Annotated in this window: 20 protein-coding genes; 10 read left to right on the top strand and 10 right to left on the bottom strand. The window is 32.6% G+C overall.

Annotated features, from left to right (window positions below; all coding sequences use genetic code 11):
* Positions 1 to 222: 222 nt before the first annotated feature.
* A complete protein-coding gene (locus tag MY04_RS04170; RefSeq protein ID WP_066206772.1) occupies positions 223 to 2,082 on the bottom strand; it encodes a DUF349 domain-containing protein in 1,860 nt (619 codons plus the stop codon).
* Between the two features lie 259 nt (positions 2,083 to 2,341).
* Between MY04_RS04170 and MY04_RS04165 the strand changes: the two genes are divergently transcribed.
* Together MY04_RS04165 and MY04_RS04160 are read left to right on the top strand one after the other, a co-directional pair.
* Complete coding sequence (locus tag MY04_RS04165; RefSeq protein WP_066206769.1) at positions 2,342 to 3,562, top strand: NADH-quinone oxidoreductase subunit D; 1,221 nt, start codon at positions 2,342 to 2,344, stop codon at positions 3,560 to 3,562.
* A 9-nt stretch (positions 3,563 to 3,571) separates the two neighbouring features.
* On the top strand, positions 3,572 to 4,834 hold the full coding sequence (locus MY04_RS04160) for a glycosyltransferase family 4 protein (RefSeq protein ID WP_066206765.1): 1,263 nt from the start codon (positions 3,572 to 3,574) through the stop codon (positions 4,832 to 4,834).
* Here the strand turns inward: MY04_RS04160 and MY04_RS04155 are convergent.
* Together MY04_RS04155 and MY04_RS04150 are read right to left on the bottom strand one after the other, a co-directional pair.
* Complete coding sequence (locus MY04_RS04155; RefSeq protein ID WP_066206762.1) at positions 4,831 to 5,559, bottom strand: potassium channel family protein; 729 nt, start codon at positions 5,557 to 5,559, stop codon at positions 4,831 to 4,833. The genes MY04_RS04160 and MY04_RS04155 overlap by 4 nt on opposite strands.
* Before the next feature lie 2 nt (positions 5,560 to 5,561).
* Complete coding sequence (locus MY04_RS04150) at positions 5,562 to 7,367, bottom strand: TrkH family potassium uptake protein (protein WP_066206758.1); 1,806 nt, start codon at positions 7,365 to 7,367, stop codon at positions 5,562 to 5,564.
* Positions 7,368 to 7,509: 142 nt separating this feature from the next.
* On the opposite strand from MY04_RS04150, the gene MY04_RS04145 reads away from it, so the two are divergent.
* Positions 7,510 to 7,710 (top strand): hypothetical protein, encoded by a 201-nt coding sequence (locus MY04_RS04145; RefSeq protein WP_066206754.1) that lies wholly within the window; start codon positions 7,510 to 7,512, stop codon positions 7,708 to 7,710.
* Here the strand turns inward: MY04_RS04145 and hemH are convergent.
* From hemH to ychF, 3 genes are all read right to left on the bottom strand, one after another.
* The gene (gene hemH / locus MY04_RS04140; protein ID WP_066206751.1) at positions 7,696 to 8,745 is read right to left on the bottom strand and encodes a ferrochelatase; all 1,050 of its coding nucleotides are present in this window, start codon (positions 8,743 to 8,745) and stop codon (positions 7,696 to 7,698) included. The two genes, MY04_RS04145 and hemH, sit on opposite strands and share 15 nt — an antisense overlap.
* 105 nt (positions 8,746 to 8,850) lie before the next feature.
* Positions 8,851 to 10,050, bottom strand: coding sequence for a hybrid sensor histidine kinase/response regulator (locus MY04_RS04135; RefSeq protein WP_066206748.1), 1,200 nt, complete (start codon positions 10,048 to 10,050; stop codon positions 8,851 to 8,853).
* A gap of 331 nt (positions 10,051 to 10,381) precedes the next feature.
* Positions 10,382 to 11,482, bottom strand: a complete 1,101-nt coding sequence (gene ychF, locus MY04_RS04130; RefSeq protein ID WP_066206744.1) for a redox-regulated ATPase YchF — start codon at positions 11,480 to 11,482, stop codon at positions 10,382 to 10,384.
* 120 nt (positions 11,483 to 11,602) lie between these two features.
* Here ychF and MY04_RS04125 point away from each other — a divergent pair, with 120 nt between their 5' ends.
* Both MY04_RS04125 and MY04_RS04120 read left to right on the top strand, forming a co-directional pair.
* Positions 11,603 to 12,376, top strand: coding sequence for an O-methyltransferase (locus MY04_RS04125; protein ID WP_066206741.1), 774 nt, complete (start codon positions 11,603 to 11,605; stop codon positions 12,374 to 12,376).
* 3 nt (positions 12,377 to 12,379) lie between these two features.
* Complete coding sequence (locus MY04_RS04120; protein WP_084005760.1) at positions 12,380 to 12,775, top strand: phosphoribosyl-AMP cyclohydrolase; 396 nt, start codon at positions 12,380 to 12,382, stop codon at positions 12,773 to 12,775.
* On the opposite strand, the gene MY04_RS04115 is transcribed toward MY04_RS04120, so the two are convergent.
* Both MY04_RS04115 and MY04_RS04110 read right to left on the bottom strand, forming a co-directional pair.
* Positions 12,776 to 13,489 (bottom strand): hypothetical protein, encoded by a 714-nt coding sequence (locus MY04_RS04115; protein WP_066206733.1) that lies wholly within the window; start codon positions 13,487 to 13,489, stop codon positions 12,776 to 12,778.
* Positions 13,490 to 13,492: 3 nt separating this feature from the next.
* A complete protein-coding gene (locus MY04_RS04110; RefSeq protein ID WP_066206730.1) occupies positions 13,493 to 13,774 on the bottom strand; it encodes a hypothetical protein in 282 nt (93 codons plus the stop codon).
* 178 nt (positions 13,775 to 13,952) lie between these two features.
* Here MY04_RS04110 and MY04_RS04105 point away from each other — a divergent pair, with 178 nt between their 5' ends.
* Positions 13,953 to 14,552, top strand: a complete 600-nt coding sequence (locus MY04_RS04105) for a hypothetical protein (protein WP_066206725.1) — start codon at positions 13,953 to 13,955, stop codon at positions 14,550 to 14,552.
* The gene (locus tag MY04_RS04100; protein WP_066206723.1) at positions 14,536 to 14,868 is read left to right on the top strand and encodes an MGMT family protein; all 333 of its coding nucleotides are present in this window, start codon (positions 14,536 to 14,538) and stop codon (positions 14,866 to 14,868) included. Before MY04_RS04105 ends, MY04_RS04100 begins: the two co-directional genes overlap by 17 nt.
* Positions 14,869 to 15,085: 217 nt before the next feature.
* Here MY04_RS04100 and MY04_RS04095 read toward each other — a convergent pair whose 3' ends face one another.
* Positions 15,086 to 15,535: a hypothetical protein gene (locus MY04_RS04095; RefSeq protein ID WP_066206721.1), complete on the bottom strand. Its 450-nt coding sequence runs from the start codon at positions 15,533 to 15,535 to the stop codon at positions 15,086 to 15,088.
* Positions 15,536 to 15,754: 219 nt separating this feature from the next.
* Here MY04_RS04095 and MY04_RS04090 point away from each other — a divergent pair, with 219 nt between their 5' ends.
* A complete protein-coding gene (locus MY04_RS04090; protein WP_066206718.1) occupies positions 15,755 to 16,705 on the top strand; it encodes a DNA/RNA non-specific endonuclease in 951 nt (316 codons plus the stop codon).
* Between the two features lie 172 nt (positions 16,706 to 16,877).
* The gene (locus MY04_RS04085) at positions 16,878 to 18,620 is read left to right on the top strand and encodes a PAS domain-containing sensor histidine kinase (RefSeq protein ID WP_066206714.1); all 1,743 of its coding nucleotides are present in this window, start codon (positions 16,878 to 16,880) and stop codon (positions 18,618 to 18,620) included.
* 9 nt (positions 18,621 to 18,629) lie between these two features.
* Here the strand turns inward: MY04_RS04085 and MY04_RS04080 are convergent, their stop codons facing one another.
* Positions 18,630 to 19,121, bottom strand: a complete 492-nt coding sequence (locus tag MY04_RS04080) for a cupin domain-containing protein (protein ID WP_066206710.1) — start codon at positions 19,119 to 19,121, stop codon at positions 18,630 to 18,632.
* Between the two features lie 137 nt (positions 19,122 to 19,258).
* On the opposite strand from MY04_RS04080, the gene MY04_RS04075 reads away from it, so the two are divergent.
* Positions 19,259 to 19,849, top strand: a complete 591-nt coding sequence (locus MY04_RS04075) for a hypothetical protein (RefSeq protein WP_066206707.1) — start codon at positions 19,259 to 19,261, stop codon at positions 19,847 to 19,849.
* Positions 19,850 to 19,870 lie beyond the last annotated feature (21 nt).

Raw genomic sequence — 19,870 nt, 5'->3', positions numbered from 1 at the left:
AACTCTCTTAATATCTTATTATCTACTAAGCGCATTCATCTAACTTATAATAAATCAAACGCTTACGAAAATATTTTGTTTCAACTCAAACATTTAAAAAATCTTAAATTGTTTGATATCGAATTAACACATCAGATGATATCTTTCATTTAGGTATTAGAAATACATAAAAAAGCCCTACTAAAATATTAGTAAGGCATTCTTTATTTTATATCAAAGTGATTAATCTTCGATAGATTGAATCACTCTTAATTGATCTTTCAACTTCTTCAACTCTGCTTTAGAAGCTTCGATTTTCTCGTTATACTCTGATAATAATTTATCAGCAGTTTTAGAGTTAGCGAAGAAAGCCAAGTTGTTTTGCCAAAGTGCAATATCATCTTCATGAGTTTTAATCTTGTTTCTGATGTTTTGCTCTTGGTTTCTGAACTTTCTACCACCTGAAGGAATCTTGTTAAAGATACCTGCTAAAGCTTGAAGTTTATCTTTCTCGTCTAATTCTTCTGCAGTAGCTACAAATGCTTCTACAGCTGCTACGAATTTATCAACGATAGCATCTTTCTCTTTTCTTGGAACGAATCCGATAGCAAAGAATGCTTCAGTTTTCTCATCAAGAAGAGTTTGATCGAATTTCGTCTTATCCTCAGTTAGTTTATTTAACTCAAGAATAATTTCTTCCTTCTTGTTAAGATTCTCAGCATATTCTTTGTTCTCTTCGTTTCTCTTGTTTCTCTTTCTTTCGAAGAAAGCATCACAAGCTGCTTTGAACTCAGCATATACAGAATCTCTGAATTTCTCTGGAACTGGACCGATAGACTTCCACTCTTTTTGTAAAGCGATTAAAGCATCAGCTGTAGCGTTCCAATCAGAACTTTCTTTTAACTCTTCTGCTTTTGCTACTAGAACTTTCTTCTTCTCTAAGTTTTCAGCTCTTTGCGCTTCTAATACTTCGAAGAATTTGTTTTTGTTAGCGAAGAATTGCTTAAAGTTTGCCCAGAATTGTTTGTTGATTCCTGAAGCTACTTCTCTTGGAACAGGACCAATTGCTTCCCACTCCTTTTGAACAGCTAACAAACTTTTTGTTTCCTCATTCCACTCTTTGATTCTATCTGTATCAAAAGTTGAGAATGGCTCCACTTTAAGACATAATGCTTGCTTAAGTTTCATGTTTTGATCCAACACTTGCTTAAACTCTTCTGCATATTGTCTTTTCTTTTCGTAGATCTTATCCGAAATCTCTTTGAAAGCGTTCCAGATAGAGTCTCTATCGTCTTTAGGAACTGGACCGATTGATCTAAACTCCTCGTGCAAGTTGTTTAATAAAACTACTGCTTCAGAAATGTTCTCTACTTCTAAAAGTTTCTCAGCTCTTTCGATAAGTGCTTTTTTCGCTTTTAGATTGTGTTGTCTGTCCAATTCTTTTAATTCAAACTCTATAGACATTTGATCGTAGAAACGATCCAATAATGCACCATAAGTTTTATATATTTCGTCAGCATATTGCTGTGGAACTGCGCCAGTTGCTTTCCAATCTTTTTGAAGATCTTTCACTTTTGACATCACACCTTTATCATCAGTGCTTTCAATAAGTTCTTTTACCTGATTGATGATGGCTCTTTTCTTCTTCAGGTTATCTTCTCTCAATTTCTGCATTTGCTCGAAATGCTGACGTCTTGCATTCTTGATAGCATAAAAAGCATCGTTGAATGATTTGATGTCCGCATTATGGTATTCGAAACCGTCTGTGTTACCATTCGCTTCTAAATACTCGGCTTTAGCAGCTGCTTCCTCCTCTTTTACGATTGGATCAAAAGCTTCTTTGATTTTCTTAGAAATCTTTTCTGCTTTTACGACATCAGAAGAGTTAACAATCTTCTTGATCTCTGCTAATAATTCTTGTTTTCCGAATCCAGTAAAGTCTTTGTCTTCCTGTAATTCTTCTTCCACTGAAGTGGCTTCATCATCACCGAAGTCTGCAACATCCTCCATGTCTGCCACATCCTCGATCTGTGAAGTTGTTTCCTCTGTCAAATTTTGCTCGTTTAACTCATTTGATTGAGTTTCGTCTTGTGGTGTTCCCATCTTAAAAAACGATTTAAAGTGCGTCAAAAATGTTACTACTACCCATTTCGAAAAAAATGAAATGGCCCTAGGCATGACTTTTCACAAAGTCATTTAAGTCATGAGCAAAAATAGTCTTATTTTCTTATCATTAATAACTAAACTAAGGTTTTGGGCTATTTTTAGTTCTTTTTTTTTCATCTTTGTAATCAGTTTTTATTTTTCAATGATTATTAACGACTTTTGTTAATAATTCTTTTTGACAAACAGCTATTTTTTGATGGAGAAAAGACAAGTTCAATATCAATATGATGAAAACCATTTAGTAAATTCATCTCGTAACTTTTACAATATAGATAACCTTCGTACAGAGGAGATGGTCCTTAATATAGGCCCGCATCACCCTGCTACGCATGGTGTATTAAGAGTAGAAGTATTAACCGATGGTGAATATGTAGTAGATCTTACTCCTCATTTAGGCTATTTGCACAGATGTTTCGAAAAACATGCTGAGAATTTAAGTTTTCAGCAAATCATTCCTTACATCGATAGAATGGATTATGTAGCTTCTATGAACTCTGAGCATATTTATGCAATGGGTGTAGAACATATGCTGGGTATTACTGATAAAATTCCCAAAAGAGTGGAATATATCAGAGTTTTGGTGGCCGAATTGAACAGAATAGCTTCTCACTTTATTGCGGTAAGTACTTATGTTTTGGATACAGGTGCCACTACTCCTTTCTTGTGGATGATGCGTGATAGAGAACACATTCTAAGACTTCTAGAATGGGTTTCTGGTGCTCGAATGCTTTATAATTATATCTGGATTGGAGGTTTATATTATGATTTACCTGTTGGTTTTGAAGAGAAATGTTTAGAATTCATCACCTACCTCAAACCTAAACTCTTTGAGTTTAGAGAAATGGTGATCAACAATAAAATCTTTGTAGAAAGAACGGCAAATGTTGGGGTTCTACCTTTAAGTACAGCACTTGAATATGCCACTTCAGGACCGGTTCTTAGAGGATCTGGGTTAGCACATGATTTAAGAAGAGTGGATGCTTATTCAGTATACCCTGAATTAGACTTTGATATTCCTGTAGGCAAAGGAATTATGGGCTCCGTAGGTGATTGTTGGGACAGAACATATGTTCGTGTTGAAGAGTGTTTTGAGTCTATCAAAATCATTGAACAATGTATTGGTAAGCTTCAAAAAGAACATAAAAGAGATAGAAATTTTGATCCTCAAGCTTTTGTACCAAAGAAAATTAGACCAAAAGCAATGGATTATTATGCAAGAGCTGAAGGCCCTAAAGGGGAACTTGGATTTTTTATGCGTACCAACGGAAAATCTGATATCCCTGAACGACTTAAAGCAAGATCATGTTGTTTTTGTAACTTAAGTGTTTTACCAGAGTTAGGTAAAGGCAACCTATTATCTGATCTTATTGTGATCATGGGGTCGATTGATATTATTATGGGGGAAGTAGATCGCTAGGAAGATTTAATGACGTATTATACAGAGAACATACAAGAAACATTACAGAATACCTTAGGGAAAACATCAAAAAACATCGGAATAGTAACACATTGCTTTCCGCCGGATTTTGGTGCTGCCCCTCATCAATTTGAATTCTTAGCCCAAAGTTTTTCCAAAAAAGGAAATAAAGTGACAGTATTTACCTCTCACCCTTATTACCCTACTGGGAAAATTACTCTCAAAGACTTTTTTACTTGGAAAAGAACATCTAAGGAGAAGAACATTACAGTAATTAGGCATTGGTTATTGCCTTCTCAGAAGAACAATATGTTCCTTCGTCTTATCAGTATGTTTAGTATGCTATTTAGTATGTTCACTTCATTAAGAGAGGTGAAAAAGCAAAAATTAGATATTTTACTCATACAAACCCCACCAATTACATTGCCTATTTTTGGTATCCTTGCCAAAAAACTTTACGGTGTAAATGTAGTGCTAAATGTAAGTGATTTATGGCCTCAGGCGATGGTTGACATTAATGGTTTATCGAAATCATCAGTTGCTTATAAAGTATTGCATTGGTTAGAAAAGTTCTATTACAAAAAAGCAGATGCTTTAGTAACACAATCTAAAGAATCACAAGAATACATCAAAGATTTAGGGTTTGATTTACCTCATATCTACCGAATTGGTGCAAATACTAAACAATTCCGTCAGAAAACTGATTTTAATTCAACCGAAAAAATCAAAGTAGTTTATATGGGTGTTTTAGGGGTAGCACATGGTATCTCAAAATTAATTAAGGAAATAGCGTTTGATGATTTAAATATTGAATTACATATTTTTGGAGATGGTGTGGATTATAAAAATATCCAATCTATCATCAAGAAGAAGCAATTGAATAATGTGTTTCTAAACAGAGCCATAGATTATCATTTAGTACCTCAAACCCTAAGACAATTTGATATTGCTTTAATATCTCAGATCAACTATGTAAAAGGTACCCTGCCTGCTAAGTTATATGAAAGCATGAGTGTTGGCTTACCTATCATCTATCATGGAGAAGGTGAAGGTGCAGAAATCGTAAAGTACTTTAATTGTGGATGGACTTCAAATCCATCAGACTATGATGCTTTGACGAAAAACTTCTCTCTAATTCATAAATTAAAAACACATGAATTAAAAGAAAAAGGCCAAAATGCCCGAACTGCATGTATCGAACATTTTGACCTCCATCAACAATTTGATCAATTAGATCATTTATTATCTAGCATTGTAGTTCAAATGGCTTAGCCTTCTACCATACTTACAACGTGTTTAATTCTTTCTTTACCTCCAGCGATCACTAGTGTATGTCTATCTGTTAATGTAATATCTCTAAAATCTTGGATATAAATCTTTTCTTCTCCTTCTAAATGACAAGTAGAAGAATTTTCTTTTAAACAGATGACAGAAACGTGCATGGTATCACGGAATCTCAGCTTTCTAACACTCTCCCCAATAAACGATTTTGGTAACTTCATCTCACTGATAAAAACACCAGGAGCTACTTCGTCTATAGTCAAAGCTTTTTTATTAAGCAATTCCAAAGCAAATCTTTTTCCTTCTTGCTTTTCAGGGAAAATCACTTTAGTAATTCCCATTTTATTGAGGACTCTAGCATGCATATCACGAGTCGCACGTGCATAAATCTCGTGAACCCCTATTTCCTTTAAAGCCTCAATAGTTAATAGTTTTGTTTCGAAATTCTGTCCATGTGATAAAATCACAGCATCCGTTTCTTTAATATGTTTTCTCAAGGCCATTGGGTTTGTTGTATCGGTTTCATACAGATATTCAAACCCCATTTCTCTCAACCTCTTTAAAGTAATCAAAGAATCTCTTGACTCTTTCATACTATCAAATTGATTATGCAGAACGATCAATAAATCTTCGTTATTGTCGCGGAGTGCTTTTGCAATTTCGACACCGAAAGCACCCATTCCAATTAATACAAATCTTTTATTTACTTTTTTCATATCTAACCAACTAAGATAGAGGATTCAGGATAACGGTATTCGTAATTTTCTTCATCCTCACCTAATAAAGAAACTAGAGTAAATAACCCAATTTTGCCACTAAACATCACAAAGGATATGGTTAATTTACCGACAACAGTTAAATCTGCAGTTATTCCTCTAGAAAGTCCTACTGTACCTAACGCAGAAAAGAACTCAAAGGTGATGTCTCTTAGGTCTAAATGTGTTTCTGACATCGTTAATATAAACAAACAGACAAAAGAGATCAGTATAGACACCATAAATGCTATAACCGCCCTTCTAATACTTGCCTCTTGTACTGTATTCCATCCTATATTTACTGTTGACTTTCCTCTAACTTGTGCCCAAAAATAGGTAAACAATAAAGCCACAGTGGTCACTTTAATACCTCCTGCAGTTGAGTTCGGTGCACCACCTATATACATCAATAAAATCATCATCATTACAGAAGCTGATGATAAATCTCCAATTTCAACGACTGAAAAACCTGCAGTTCTACAAGTGACACTTGTAAATAGTGTTTGCAATAAAATATCCCCACCACTCTTTTCTATCCAATAATCATAGTCGGTGATAAAGATGCCTATTGTCCCCACCACAATCAAAATAGCAGTCATTTGTAAGGATAATCTTGATTGTAATGAGAAATGTTTTCTATGCTTTTTTCGTCGACTTACAATTTCTCTGTAAGTTCTAAATCCCAATCCTCCAACAATAATTAATATCATAACAATGGAAGATGAAAACCAATCTGTTGCAAATGCTGCACCTTGTAATCCTTCTGGAAAAATTGAAAAACCAGCATTACAGAATGCAGATATGGAATGAAAAATAGAAGCGAATATGAGTTCAGAGGTGGTTAAATCAAGTTCCAACCATGAAAAGTATAAACCAATTGCACCGCATAATTCAATAGTAAACGTAATTCCAACAATCCCTTTTAAAATTCGGGCGGATGAACTTATGTTCTCAGACTCCATCATATCCTGAATGATCATTTCTTCCTTTGTTTTCACTCCTTTTTGGATAGACAAAGCTATAAAAGTAGTTAGGGTTACAATACCTAAACCACCTATTTGAAACAACACCATCAATATAATTTGTCCTCTTAATGTCAACACCTCTGATACATTAAATGGTGCTAATCCTGTTACACAAACAGCAGAAGTTGTAGTAAATAATGCGTCTACCCAAGATATTGCAGTAGTAGTTGATGTAGGGAGCATCAATAAGGAAGTACCAATAATGATAATAGCTATTAATGATCCGAAAATCATAGCGGTACTATTGGCCGTAAAGAATAACCAATAGTTTCTATTGTTGGAAAATGACACCAATGAAGCCATAATCATGGCCACTTGAACAATAACGGTATATGCCTGCCAACCTTCATTTTCCGTATTTAATTCAATATCATGAAGGAAAATTATTCTATAACCAATGATGAAAATGAAAAGAGCTAAGAAGAAAATATCAATAATGTATTCCCTGTAATCTATATCCTTTCTCCTAACATTAATCAGTTTAACTATAATCAAAACAGAATAGGTCGTAGCTAGCCACCTATCGTAACGAATAAAATGAAATAAGTCTGCCTCTTCGTGGTAAAACCCTTGTGTATAAACGAGGCTGAATAAGGCTAAAACCCCTAAAATCATCTCGAATATTGGTAATTTCTTTTCTATCCAATTATGAAAGTGAAATTGCCAATTTTTACGGTTTGTGAATATGGTATGATAAAGCGTTAAAAACAGCTTAAGGATTTTAAATTTAGTTTTATCAGGCATATAAAATTATTCTTTTACCCAAAACCTTATGTAATACTTGTCAATTTAGAAATATTAATTGTCTGTAATTAACGTAAGGCTTTCAATAGCGTTTGCGTATTATAAGTTACACCCGAATAATTTAATAACCTACAATACAATCATGACAAAATTAGTAATCTCAATCGAAAATGAGAAAAATGCGTCTTTGGTAAAGGATTTATTAAAAGACTTATCGTTTATAGAAAGTATCGACGAATTAAAAGAAAAGGTGGATACAGAAAACGTCCTCAAGCATCTTGAAGATATCAAGAAACAAAAGGACGTTAATATATCTGTTCAGTGGAAATCAATAAGTGTTTAATTCTTCCACTTGACTCTCATTACCTTTTACTAAGTCGGATAAACAATCTATCCATTGTGGATGATCATTTAAACTTTCTACAAGTTGCCAATGTTCACCTCCATTTTCTTCGAAAATCTCTTTGTATTCTTCCCCTACTTCAACTGTAGTTTCTAGACAATCGGCTACAAATGCTGGTGAAAAAGCTAACACACTTTTTTTGTTTTGCTTGCCTAGATCAATAATTACATCTTCTGTATAAGGTTGGATCCAAGGATCTTTACCTAATCTAGATTGGAAACAAACACTGTAGTTTTTCTTATCCAACTTCATTTCTGCTGCAATTAGATCTGCGGTCTCAAAACAAGCCGATCGGTAACAGAAAGTGTTCTTCCCATACATTTTATTAACACAAGCCGATTCTCCATTTGCTTTACAACAAGTTGAAATACCTGCTTTAACAATTTGACGTTGAGGTAAACCATGGAAACTGAAAATCACATGATCGTAATCTCTTTCTCTCATGTATTTGTTCCCAAGTTCAGCAAAAGTTTTAATAAAAAGAGGATGTCTATGGTAATGTTGTACGAAAGAAACATCAGGCACGATTTGCCAATTTTTCACCAATTCCATTACCTTCTGCATTACAGATCCCGTAGTTGCTGATGCATATTGTGGGAATAAAGGTAAAACCACTATCTCTTTTACTCCTTGTTGTCTTAGTTCAAATAAAGCACTTTCAATGGATGGGCTTTGATACCTCATACCAAGAGCAACCGCGTATTCCTGACCTAGTTTTTCTTGAAGTAATTTCTTACATTCTAAACCATATAATAAAAGCGGCGAACCTTTATCTGTCCATACTTTTTCGTATTCTTTGGCTGATTTGGGTGCTCTAAATGGAGCAATAATTAAATTTACTAATGGCCACCTTTTATAAAAAGGGATATCAATCACCCTTTCGTCCATTAAAAATTCTCTTAAGTATTTTCGTACATCAGGTGTTTTTTGACTATCAGGTGTACCAAGGTTAACGAGTAAGACTCCTTTCTTCATAATTAAATTGTTTTCAATGAAAACTCATTGAAAATGGAATTGTTCATATGTTGTACAAAAAAGAATCTTTACCTGTATAGGTAAAGATTCTTTTTTTTTATTTTATTATTGCTCTTTTTTGAAGGAGACAATAAAGTCTGCTCCATTTCCGACTTCGGATTCACACCAAACTTTACCTTCCATATCTTCTACCATTTTTTTAACGATAGATAATCCAAGGCCAGTACTATGTTCTCCTCCTGTAGGTCTAGCAGATAATTTTTGGAATCGTCCAAATAGTTTTTTCTTATCATTTTCATTCAAACCAGGACCTTCATCCTTTACGTGAACTTCATAATAGTCCTCGTTGGGTTGAATAGAAATAAATATATTTTTATTCTCAGAAGAAAACTTCACTGCGTTTGAAATCAAATTCTGCAAGACTTGTCCAAAATATATTTCATCCACTTTTGCTATTTGATTTTCACCAACTTCAACAGATAATGTTATATTTTTCTTTTGAGCTGTTAATTCAAACCTTTCTGCAGCATCTTTTACTAATGTAGATAAATTATGTGGTTTGATATTTAAATTAGTATCTTTTGAATCCAATGCATTTAAATCCAATATCTGACTGATTAACTCTTCTTGTTTTTTAATAGAAGTTTGAATCAATTCTACATATTCTTTCTGCTCAGAAGTAAATGTCTCCATATCGAATTTCATCAATTCGATTAAACCATCAATCTGACTTAAAGGAGATTTCAAGTCATGAGCAACAATACCAATTAGATGATTTTTTTCTCCATCTAATTCTATCAATTCCTCATTTTGACGTTGTAAAGCTTTGGTTCTCTTTCTTACTTTTTCTTCTAAGTGCTCATTAGCCTCTTGAAGTGAAGAAAAAAGTCGTCTATTTTCAACTTTTAAATTGTAAGCTTCAATTGCATTATCGATAGTTACCATCAATTCATCTCTATTCCAAGGTTTAGTGATGTATCTGTAAACCTCACCTTTAGAGATCGCATTGATAATATCCTGAACATCACTATATCCAGTCAAAACAATACGCATAATATCAGGATATAGACCTCTTACTTTTTCAAAGAGTTCCACACCTGTCATTTTAGGCATTCTCTGATCAGAAATAACAACACTGATGTTCTCATTTTCTTCTTTAAGTATTTCTAAAGCTTCGTCCCCACTGTTTGCAATAAGTACCTTGTAGACCTTACGGAAACCTGCTTTGAATGACACTAGGTTTTGTTGTTCATCATCTACATATAGTACTGTAGGCTTTTCTTTCTTTGCTTGAACACTGTCCATTTATCAATAACTTCTTTTGGTATAGACTATCAATCCACGAAATTACAAAGTAAATAGATGTAAATCGAATATTGAACCAATTATTTTTGGTTTTAGTAGTCATAAAAACAAGGTATTTTAATTCAATTAAAAATCCTTGTTTGTATAAGGGTATTCTGGATTAATAGATAAATTTTTAACTATCTTTTTTTCAGATAGTTAAATAAGTATGAGCGTTTATCTTGAAAAAGAAAAGAATTTCTTATCATTTTGTATTGTACAATCGAGAGATGGAATAAAATCTCAACTGTGTCAATTCAAATAATAAGAAATTCTCTGATTTATGTATAAATTATACGTTAAAACGGAAATGCATCACATCTCCATCTTCCACGATATATTCTTTTCCTTCTACAGATAGTTTACCAGCTTCTTTACAAGCTAATTCAGATTTATACTCTACGTAATCAGCAAAGTGAATTACTTCTGCACGAATAAATCCTTTTTCAAAATCTGTATGAATTACTCCAGCTGCTTGAGGTGCTTTCCATCCTTTACGGATAGTCCAAGCCCTTACCTCTTTAACACCTGCAGTAAAGTAAGTAATAAGATCAAGTAAATCATATGAAGCACGAATTAGACGATCCAAACCTGACTCTTCTAAACCATACTCACCAAGGAACATTTCTTTTTCCTCTTCATCTTCTAAACCTGAGATTTGCTCTTCGATAGCTGCACAAACTTTAATAAGTTGAGCATTTTCGTTCTCTGCAATTGCACGCATTTTGTTTACCAACTCGTTATCCTCGTTGATACCCTCTTCGTCTACGTTTGCAAGATAGATTACAGGTTTAGCAGTCAATAATAAAAGTTCTTTTACTTCTTCCCACTCGTCCTCAGTACCATCAAAAGATCTTGCATTTTCACCTGATTCTAAGTGTGCTTTAAATCTTTCTAAAGCAGCAACTGTCTTTTTAGCTTCAGCATTACCTGTCTTAGCCATTTTTACAGTTTTCTGAAGTTTTTTATCGATAGACTCCAAATCTTTCAATTGAAGTTCCATATCGATCACTGCTTTATCCTCTTCTGGGTCTACTTTACCTGCAACGTGAACGATATTTTGATCATCAAAACATCTAACCACATGAATAATGGCATCTACTTCACGAATGTTTGCAAGGAATTGGTTACCTAAACCTTCACCTTTACTAGCACCCTTTACTAAGCCTGCGATATCCACAAATTCAATCACTGTAGGGATTGACTTTTGAGGATTAACTAATTTTTCTAATTCTTTCATCCTTGGGTCTGGTACAGTAACTACACCAACGTTAGGATCGATCGTACAGAATGGAAAATTCGCAGATTCAGCATTTTCTGCACTTGTCAAAGCATTAAAAAGAGTTGATTTTCCAACGTTAGGTAAACCAACAATTCCACATTTTAAACCCATTTATATAACAATTCTTGTTTCAGAAGATTATTTCTTTGTTGATATTTGCGAAGAAGTTCGCATTTTATCCGCGCAAAGATAAGGACTAACGCGGAATAATGAACTATTAAATTAGACTATATGCAAGTTTTAGACTATCTAAAATATAAATATCAAGCTGGAAATGCTCATGGATTGCATTCTCCTTTCGTATATCACCTTTATACTCAGATCATTGAACCTGATAAAAGGTATTATATTTTTGATCAAATAGAGAAAGAGAGGCAACATTTGTTAGCAAATAAAGAAATTATAAATGTAACCGATTTTGGAGCTGGATCTAAGAAAAGCAATTCCAACTCAAGGTCTATTCAATCAATCGCTAAATATTCCCTTTGTTCTGAAAGGACAGGAAGATTTCTATTTGAATTAGTACATCAATATAAATACAAAAAAATTATTGAGCTTGGTACAAGTTTAGGTATATCAACTTGTTATTTAGGAAGCAGCACAAAAGATCTTCAATTAGTTACTATTGAGGGTTGTCCTGAAATTGCTAAAATAGCCCAATCTGTGTTCAAAACACTTCAGTTAGATTCTATTACATCTATCGTTGGAAATATTGATGATTGCTTAAAAGGACAATTAGAAAAATTAGAGTCTGTTGATATGGTTTATTTTGATGCTAACCACACGTACAATTCGACTCTTAAATATTTCGAGATGTGCCTTCCGTATATACATGAAAATACACTTTTTGTTTTTGATGACATCTATTGGTCAAATGAAATGAAAAAGGCATGGAAAGAAATTTCTGAACACGGAAGTGTTGGTATAAGTATTGATCTTTATGACTTAGGGTTGTGCTTTTTTAGAAAAAAACAACCAAAACAACATTTCACCCTACAATTTTAAGTGATGAATAAGTTAGAATTAGAAGAAGGAAAAGAATTAAATATTCAATTTGATAAAAGAGGTGGGCTTGTACCTGTGATTGTTCAAGATATTGATTCTATGGAAATTTTAATGCAAGGTTGGGGAAATGAAGCCTCATTAAAAATGACCTTAGAAAAAGGTATGGCTACTTTTTGGAGTACCTCTAGAAATGAACTTTGGACCAAAGGAGAAACATCTGGAGATTACTTAAAAATGGTTGATATACTCACTGACTGTGATCAAGATGTACTTTTGTATAAAGTAAAAATGATGGGCAATGGTGCTTGCCATACAAAAAATAAAGAAGGTAACGCCCGAAAATCTTGTTTTTACAGAGTAGTTGATTCAAAGAATGAATTAGAAAAAATAGAAGAATAGTTACTTCTTCAGCTTTTGGTATTGTAAAGGTATATGAAAATTAAAATTTAAGCTAAACACGTTATCGTATCCTTTTACAGTACCAAAATCAGATATATTATCCAGGTAATCTGTAAATGGATTGTAGAATGTTCCACTCAATCCAATCCCAAAATTAGTAGGGAAATAATACATTAACCCAAACCTTGTTGGTAAAGACAAGGTAAACTTAGAGTACGTCTCACTTTCGTTTCTTGTTTGGTAATACCCTCTAGAATTATCAGATATATTTTCAAAATAAGATTCACCATTTTCATCTAGTGGATCAAAATAAAAGACACCTAACCCTTGAGCTACATATAGTTTTATATTTTTCTTATTGATAATATAAAACATATAGGACAATGAAAAATTCAATGTTTGAGATTGAAAATAATTGTTCGGAATAGGTTCTTGAATTGGAGGGACATAATCTTTTCCTCGTAATCTACTTGCTTGAACATATAGATATGTAAAATCTAGTCTTAGGTTCCCTCTTCTTGGTTTGTTGTATATAAAAGCTAAGTTGATACCTCCATTTATCTGATTAAAACTCCCTAAATCACCTCTATATGAATTTATTAAGGGACTAATCTCAAGATATTTCTTGGGTGTTGGAATTTCAAAATCCTGCCCAAAACAAGAGCAAGTCAACAAAACTAATAGTAGTACTTTATTATATATTTTCTTAATCATAGATTAGTGATTTTGAGCCCAGCGAACGTATTTTAGAATTCTTTCGTCTTCTAATAGTTTTTCTAAAGTATTAAAATGTCTTCCTAATACTTTTTCTGAATGTGTTTTGTGTATAAAGCTATGACAACTTCTACAAACCATAATACCTCTTTCCCTCATCTCCATCATATCGTAATTTTTCCTGAACCATTTATTTTTATGATTACTTTTTGGAATCAGATGATGAAAAGTCAACCTCAAGTTTTTTTTACAAAGTTCACACTCTCCTTCTTTTTCTTTTTTCATCCTATGTATCAAATGCTTATTCTGACAAAAAATACTATGATGTCAAGACTTCAGATAAGATCGTTTTCACCTAAAGACAAGAATAGAATAATGGTCGTATTTTTGTTATTTTAAAATTAATCAAATTGATTCATAGTTCGCAAAATTATCGTACAATAAATATATTGTTTATCAAGATATGAAAATTATTCAGACCTTTTTATTATTCCTTTTACTTCCAATTTTTTCAAATGCACAATCGTTAGCTACTAAAGATGATGTGTTAGCTCAAATGATGTTGAACCCCAAAGACACCTTATTATGGGAAAGCTACATGGGCAAAACATGGGTGACGATGACTATTTTTGAGAAAGAACAATGTCAAGAATTATCAACAAGATTTGAACAGAAGTTACAAGAACAATTGAAAGTTATTGAAGAAGAAAAACAAAATTCCTTTACAGATAATTTTGATTCTGAAGTGGACTCCATTGAAATGAACGCAGAAAAGTTATTAGAAAGCGATGTTCTTGCAGAGGAAAGAGCATTACAAAAAGCTGCGAAAGAAGCTGCCGATGCTAGCGTGGAAGAACTGAAACAATTATCTCAAAACCTAAAACAAAACCTACCTTTAATAGAAGATATAATCAAGAATAAAACCGCTGACTTAGGAATTGAATACCACTCCTACGGCACTGAAAACAGTGAAGAAATTTTAGCTTGGCTAAAGAACTATGGTCAAAAGATCTATCAAACTACTTACAACAACATTATTGTAAACAATGGATCAAAAAAATAATTTTTTTTCTGATGTTTGGGAGATTGTAAAACTCATTCCTGAGGGTCGCGTTACTTCCTATGGTGCTATTGCTGAGTACTTAGGTAGTAAAAGAGGTGCTAGAATGGTTGGTTGGGCGATGAATGCGTCCCATATGATGGATGATGTCCCTGCCCATCGAGTAGTTAATAAAAAAGGATTACTTACGGGTAAGCATCATTTTGATGGTGTCAATAAAATGCAACTTCTACTAGAAAAAGAGGGTGTAATCATCATCGATAATCAGATACAACATCTTGATCAGATATTCTGGGATCCTAACTTAGAGTTATTGTAATAACCCCTTATAAACTAAAAAACCATAATCCTCAGTAAATGAAGACTATGGCTCTAAATTAGGTTTTACAGGATTTTTGCTCAGATTGCTCTTGTGCTAATCCAATTCTAATTTCTATTTTTTTTATATAATATTGCACCTTCTTTACAATCATTGAGATTAATTTAGCATTGAATAACAAAAATAAGTGCATTATTAACATTTAAAGCGTTTTTACTTAGATGATCTGGAAATTCGGAGTAATTCCTCCTCTATTTTCAGCTTTTTTACACAGTTCGAACTGCTGATTAGATAAAGTCCCCACAATTCCGATCTCATTTAAAATCTCATCATTTAATAGATCATATAAATGATTTCTCTTTTTAAGGTCAATTACTATATATAGTGCATCACAAGATTTCAATGCATTTTTCAAATCAAGAATTCTATGTCTATAGGTGTTTTCGTTTAAAATGATGAAACCAAATATTTTTGGTGAGATTCCATTCTTTTTAACAACCAAATCAATTTGATTTTGATTTAATTCATAACCTTTGATGATATTGAACTTTTCTTCTGTATAAGGCTCAGCAAATACTAGTTTTCCAAAATCAGATTTTAAGTTTTCATTAAGCTTACTAAAAATATCCTTTTTCAGTAATGGTTTAGGGTCAAAATTCGAAGTCATATTAAAATAAATTTTCAGTCGTTGTTATGATACAACATTAAAACAGTAACAATTTAAAAGCAGTAGATTGTAACTATAGTTTAGTATTTCATAAAGAAATTGACTTTCAATAGACGAAAAGTTCAATTCAAATCAAAATATTTTTAAATATTTTCACTTCAATCAAATCAAAAAAATACTTTTGTAACAAATTATAATGTTAGCCTAATTTAAATAACGATGCTTAATAGAGTCTTTACCAATTTCCTTTTATTAATATTCCTTCAGTTTCCTTTACTCGCACAAAACTTAGATAACTTCCCGGTAGAGTGGCTTCCTACATCAACAGGACAAGCTAAAGGAGTCCAAATTATTGAGCATAATTATTATACTATTGGATACAACGAGCAACACGAACAAGCTGCTTGGGTAGCTTACGAACTAACCAAACAAGAATTATTTAAAGCTGCTAATAGAAGTAATGACTTTAGGTCCGATCATAAAGTGGATACCTATTCTGCTGACCTATCAGATTACAAAGGATCGGGGTACGACAGAGGTCACCTTGCTCCTGCTGCAGATATGTCGTTTAATTCAGATGCTATGAGTGAAAGTTTTTACTTATCGAATATGTCACCACAAATAGCAGAGTTTAATAGAGGTATCTGGAAAAACTTAGAAGAACAATTTCGAGTCTGGGCCTATGATCTTAAGAATATGTATATCATTACAGGTCCAATTCTCGAAGATGGATTACCTACAATTGGAAGTAATCAAGTAAGTGTCCCTAAGTATTATTATAAATTGGCCTTGCATGTTGATGAAAAGAACAACACCTATGAAGGAATTTGTTTCATCATCCCTAATAAAGGGTCCTCAACTCCATTAAAAGAATATATTGTTACTATTGATGCCTTAGAAGAAATGACTGGAATGAATTTTTTCAGTGCAGTAGCAGATAGCATCGAAGATAAGTTTGAAGGAAATGTAAATTATAGTTATTGGCCATTTTATTCGGAAAGAAAAAAGAATTATTCTACTAAAAAAGCCTCAAAAGACCATAGCACTAAAAATAATATTGTATTGGATGGTAGATGCCATGGTAAAACGAAAAGTGGATCTCGATGTAAAAGAAAAACAAATGACTCGTCTGGGTATTGTTGGCAACATCAGGATCAAGCAAAACAGTAAAATTCTTTGTTTACATCACAAATGTAATTTTTGATTGCAAAATGAATAATTTACTGCTCTTTAATCACTTATCTCCTTATATAAGGTGATACAAACGAGGTTTATTAAATATTTTTTAACTATATTTGACAAGTAACAAATCAACATTTTGTAATTCTTTGCTACAAAATCAATGCAAGCTTTTATCCAAAATAGAAACATCCCAAAAGCTGATATTAAGGATAAAGTAGAACATTACTTAGTTATTTCTGGTACAGGTAATGTTAAATTTATATCTAAGCGGTTCCTTCAAGGTCAACACACTTTCGAAGAAGGACGATCTATTGCCGTTGGTTTGTCTCCCAAAAATCAGATTATTTTTAAGCAAAAGATTCAAGAAAGCATTGATTCTCAAGACATAGTATATTTTGAGTTTTCTATCACTCAAAGTGGTAAACCAACAAAATACGATGTAAAAATCACACCATTTTTCATAGGTGAAGTTTTTGTAAATGCCTCATTTGTAGCTCAGAACAATGATCAAGAATTACTAGAAAAAAGGTTTAAAGACATCTACCTTCATTCTCATGATGGAATTATTTGGATAGATCCTTTTGACAAAAAAATAATTTATTCCAACCCTTCTTTTAGTAAGATTACAGGATATGATGAAAAAGAATGTTTAAATTCAATTTTCAAAAAATTCTTACCGTTAAAGAAGCAACAGTTAGTAAAATCTATTTTTGAGCGTTTAAAAAAAGAAAAACACTTAGTATTCGAGGTTTCTATTAAAACTATTGATAATATTCAGGTTCCTGTAGAAATTACAGCATCAATTGTTTCTACGGACGATGATGCTCCATTTATCGTATGCTTTATAAAAGACTTAACTGCTTTAATTAAAGCAAAAGAGGCTTTAAAGAATAACGAGCAACGTTATGAAGCTATCTTAGACAACTCAAAAATTAAATTATGTCAGTTTGATGTTGATTTAAATTTAACTTGGGTAGGATCTGGAATTCAAAGGCAGCTATCTAGTTTCTTAAGTGAAACACATATTGGGAAGAAAATTTCGACTATAGTATCAAATGATGTCGGCAAAGATATTGTCTCTTTTCAAAAAGAAGTGCTTGATAATAAGTCAACCTCCCATGCTTCATTTAAAATTCAATATGATCAAGAGTGGAAAGCCGTTGAAGTATTTTTATCCCCTATTCTTGAAAATAAAAAAGTGAAGGGACTAAATGCTGTTATTCTAAATATCTCTAATCAAAATAAAATTGAAGAGAAGTTAGATCATTTTGTATATAGAGCTGCACACGATTTAAGAGGTCCACTTACAACTATCCAAGGTATTATTCAATTGATGAAAAGCAGTCCAAAGAGTTCTAAAGAATTGTTACCTCATTTAGAACACACTATTTGGACACAAGATATGCACCTTCAGAAGATTTTGGCTTATTACTATAATCAGCAAACTGATATCAAAATAGGAAAGGTGAATTGGGAAGGCATTATTAGTGTGATCGATGATTTTTTAAATCATTCAGGCTACAACATCAAATTGTCTATCTTAAACGATATGAGTAACGAGGACTATTTTTCTGATGCAACAAGAATAGACCTTTTATTTAAAAACATCTGCACAACTTTACTTCAATTAGTCACAAGAGATATTGAAATCAAATTACTAATTGAAATCAAAAAGGAGAAATCTGGAGTGATGGTGGTTTTTACAGACAATATATCACCAAGAGATTATTCAGCTTCAAATAATGGATTTGATAAATCAATGTCTATTAATTTTATCAACGATGATTACACTAGAGGTCTATTTATCACTTCTGAAATTATAGAAAAATTAAAAGGAAAATACCAAGTAAAGTTTTCTAAAAACAAAAAACAACAACTCGAAATTTTCCTTCCTAGTATTTAATAAACTTGATTACTTCTTGAAGCTCAAGATTAATTCTTCATGCTGAGGATACTCTTTGATTAATTCTTCAGCAATTCCAATTTCAAAATCTTCAAATTCAAATCCAGGTGCAACAGTACATCCTACAAGAACATAATCTTCAGCAGATTTTGTCAATGGTCTTGCAGCAAACCAATTTCCACCTTTAATAATGTATTGAGGAACTTGTCCATTTAGGATATCTACACCTATAACTGTTTTAATCACTTCTCCATTTGGAGTGATTTCAACAATTTCTGCAGGGCATCCGTAATGGAAATGCCAAAGTTCTGTGAATTTTAGTCGGTGAAAAGTTGAAAAATCGCCTTCTCCAAGTAAATAATAAATAGCAGTTGAGATATTTCTTTCAATATCATTTTTGTTGATTAGTGCAGTTTTATGCGACCTATAAGTTTCGATATAATACCCTCCTTCTGGATGAGGCATCATTTCTAACTTATCAATTATTTCTTCTTTCGTCATAATATATAATTTGAATGCGAAAAGTTAAGCAATAAAGTTCAATTAAAAATTGTATCTTCATTTTATTATTAACAAATCCTCTTTGTTGAAACAAAAATTAATAAGACCTTAACATTACAAAAAAACAAACTACTCTTATGGAAGAAATTATTCTTGAGTTTGAAGAATTAGAAATTCTAAGACCAAAAAAAAGATGGAAACTTTATTTTGTAGTACTTACAGAACATCCAACAGATAAAGACAAATGGATTTTGACGACTATCCCTAATGAAAGTCATGGGGTAATACAGTTAAAACCTAGAGCTGAAAATAAAATTTATTTTGAACCTCAGGATGCTGTTGGTGCTAATGGTTTATTCGTTCTGGATCGAAATATGCCAGAAAGCCGTAGAATCAAAGTACGTGTTTTCCTTAGACACTCAAGAGAAAACGCTAGAAACGCAGGTCAGATTCTTAGCGATGTCGAAAGTGCATTAGGAGAAGAAGCTTTTGGTCAGGTTACAAATCTTCTTGGCAGAACAAACCCTTGGCTCGTCATTGGAAAAGAGGCTGTACAGAAAGTTGGGAAAATCTTATCTAATATTAAAGACAGAGATTTTGGTCTAATTACTATGGATGAAGAATTTGGTCCTGAATTCGAAAATCAATCAGAATTGGATCGAATGAATAACTTTTCAACTGGAGATGCTCGCCTTGTTTGGAGTTGGGCAACTAGAAATAAATCATAAATTGATTCTATCTTAGAGTAA

This window comes from Flammeovirga sp. MY04, assembly GCF_001682195.2.
GTDB lineage: Bacteria > Bacteroidota > Bacteroidia > Cytophagales > Flammeovirgaceae > Flammeovirga > Flammeovirga yaeyamensis.
This window is presented reverse-complemented; position numbering and strand designations above follow the sequence as displayed.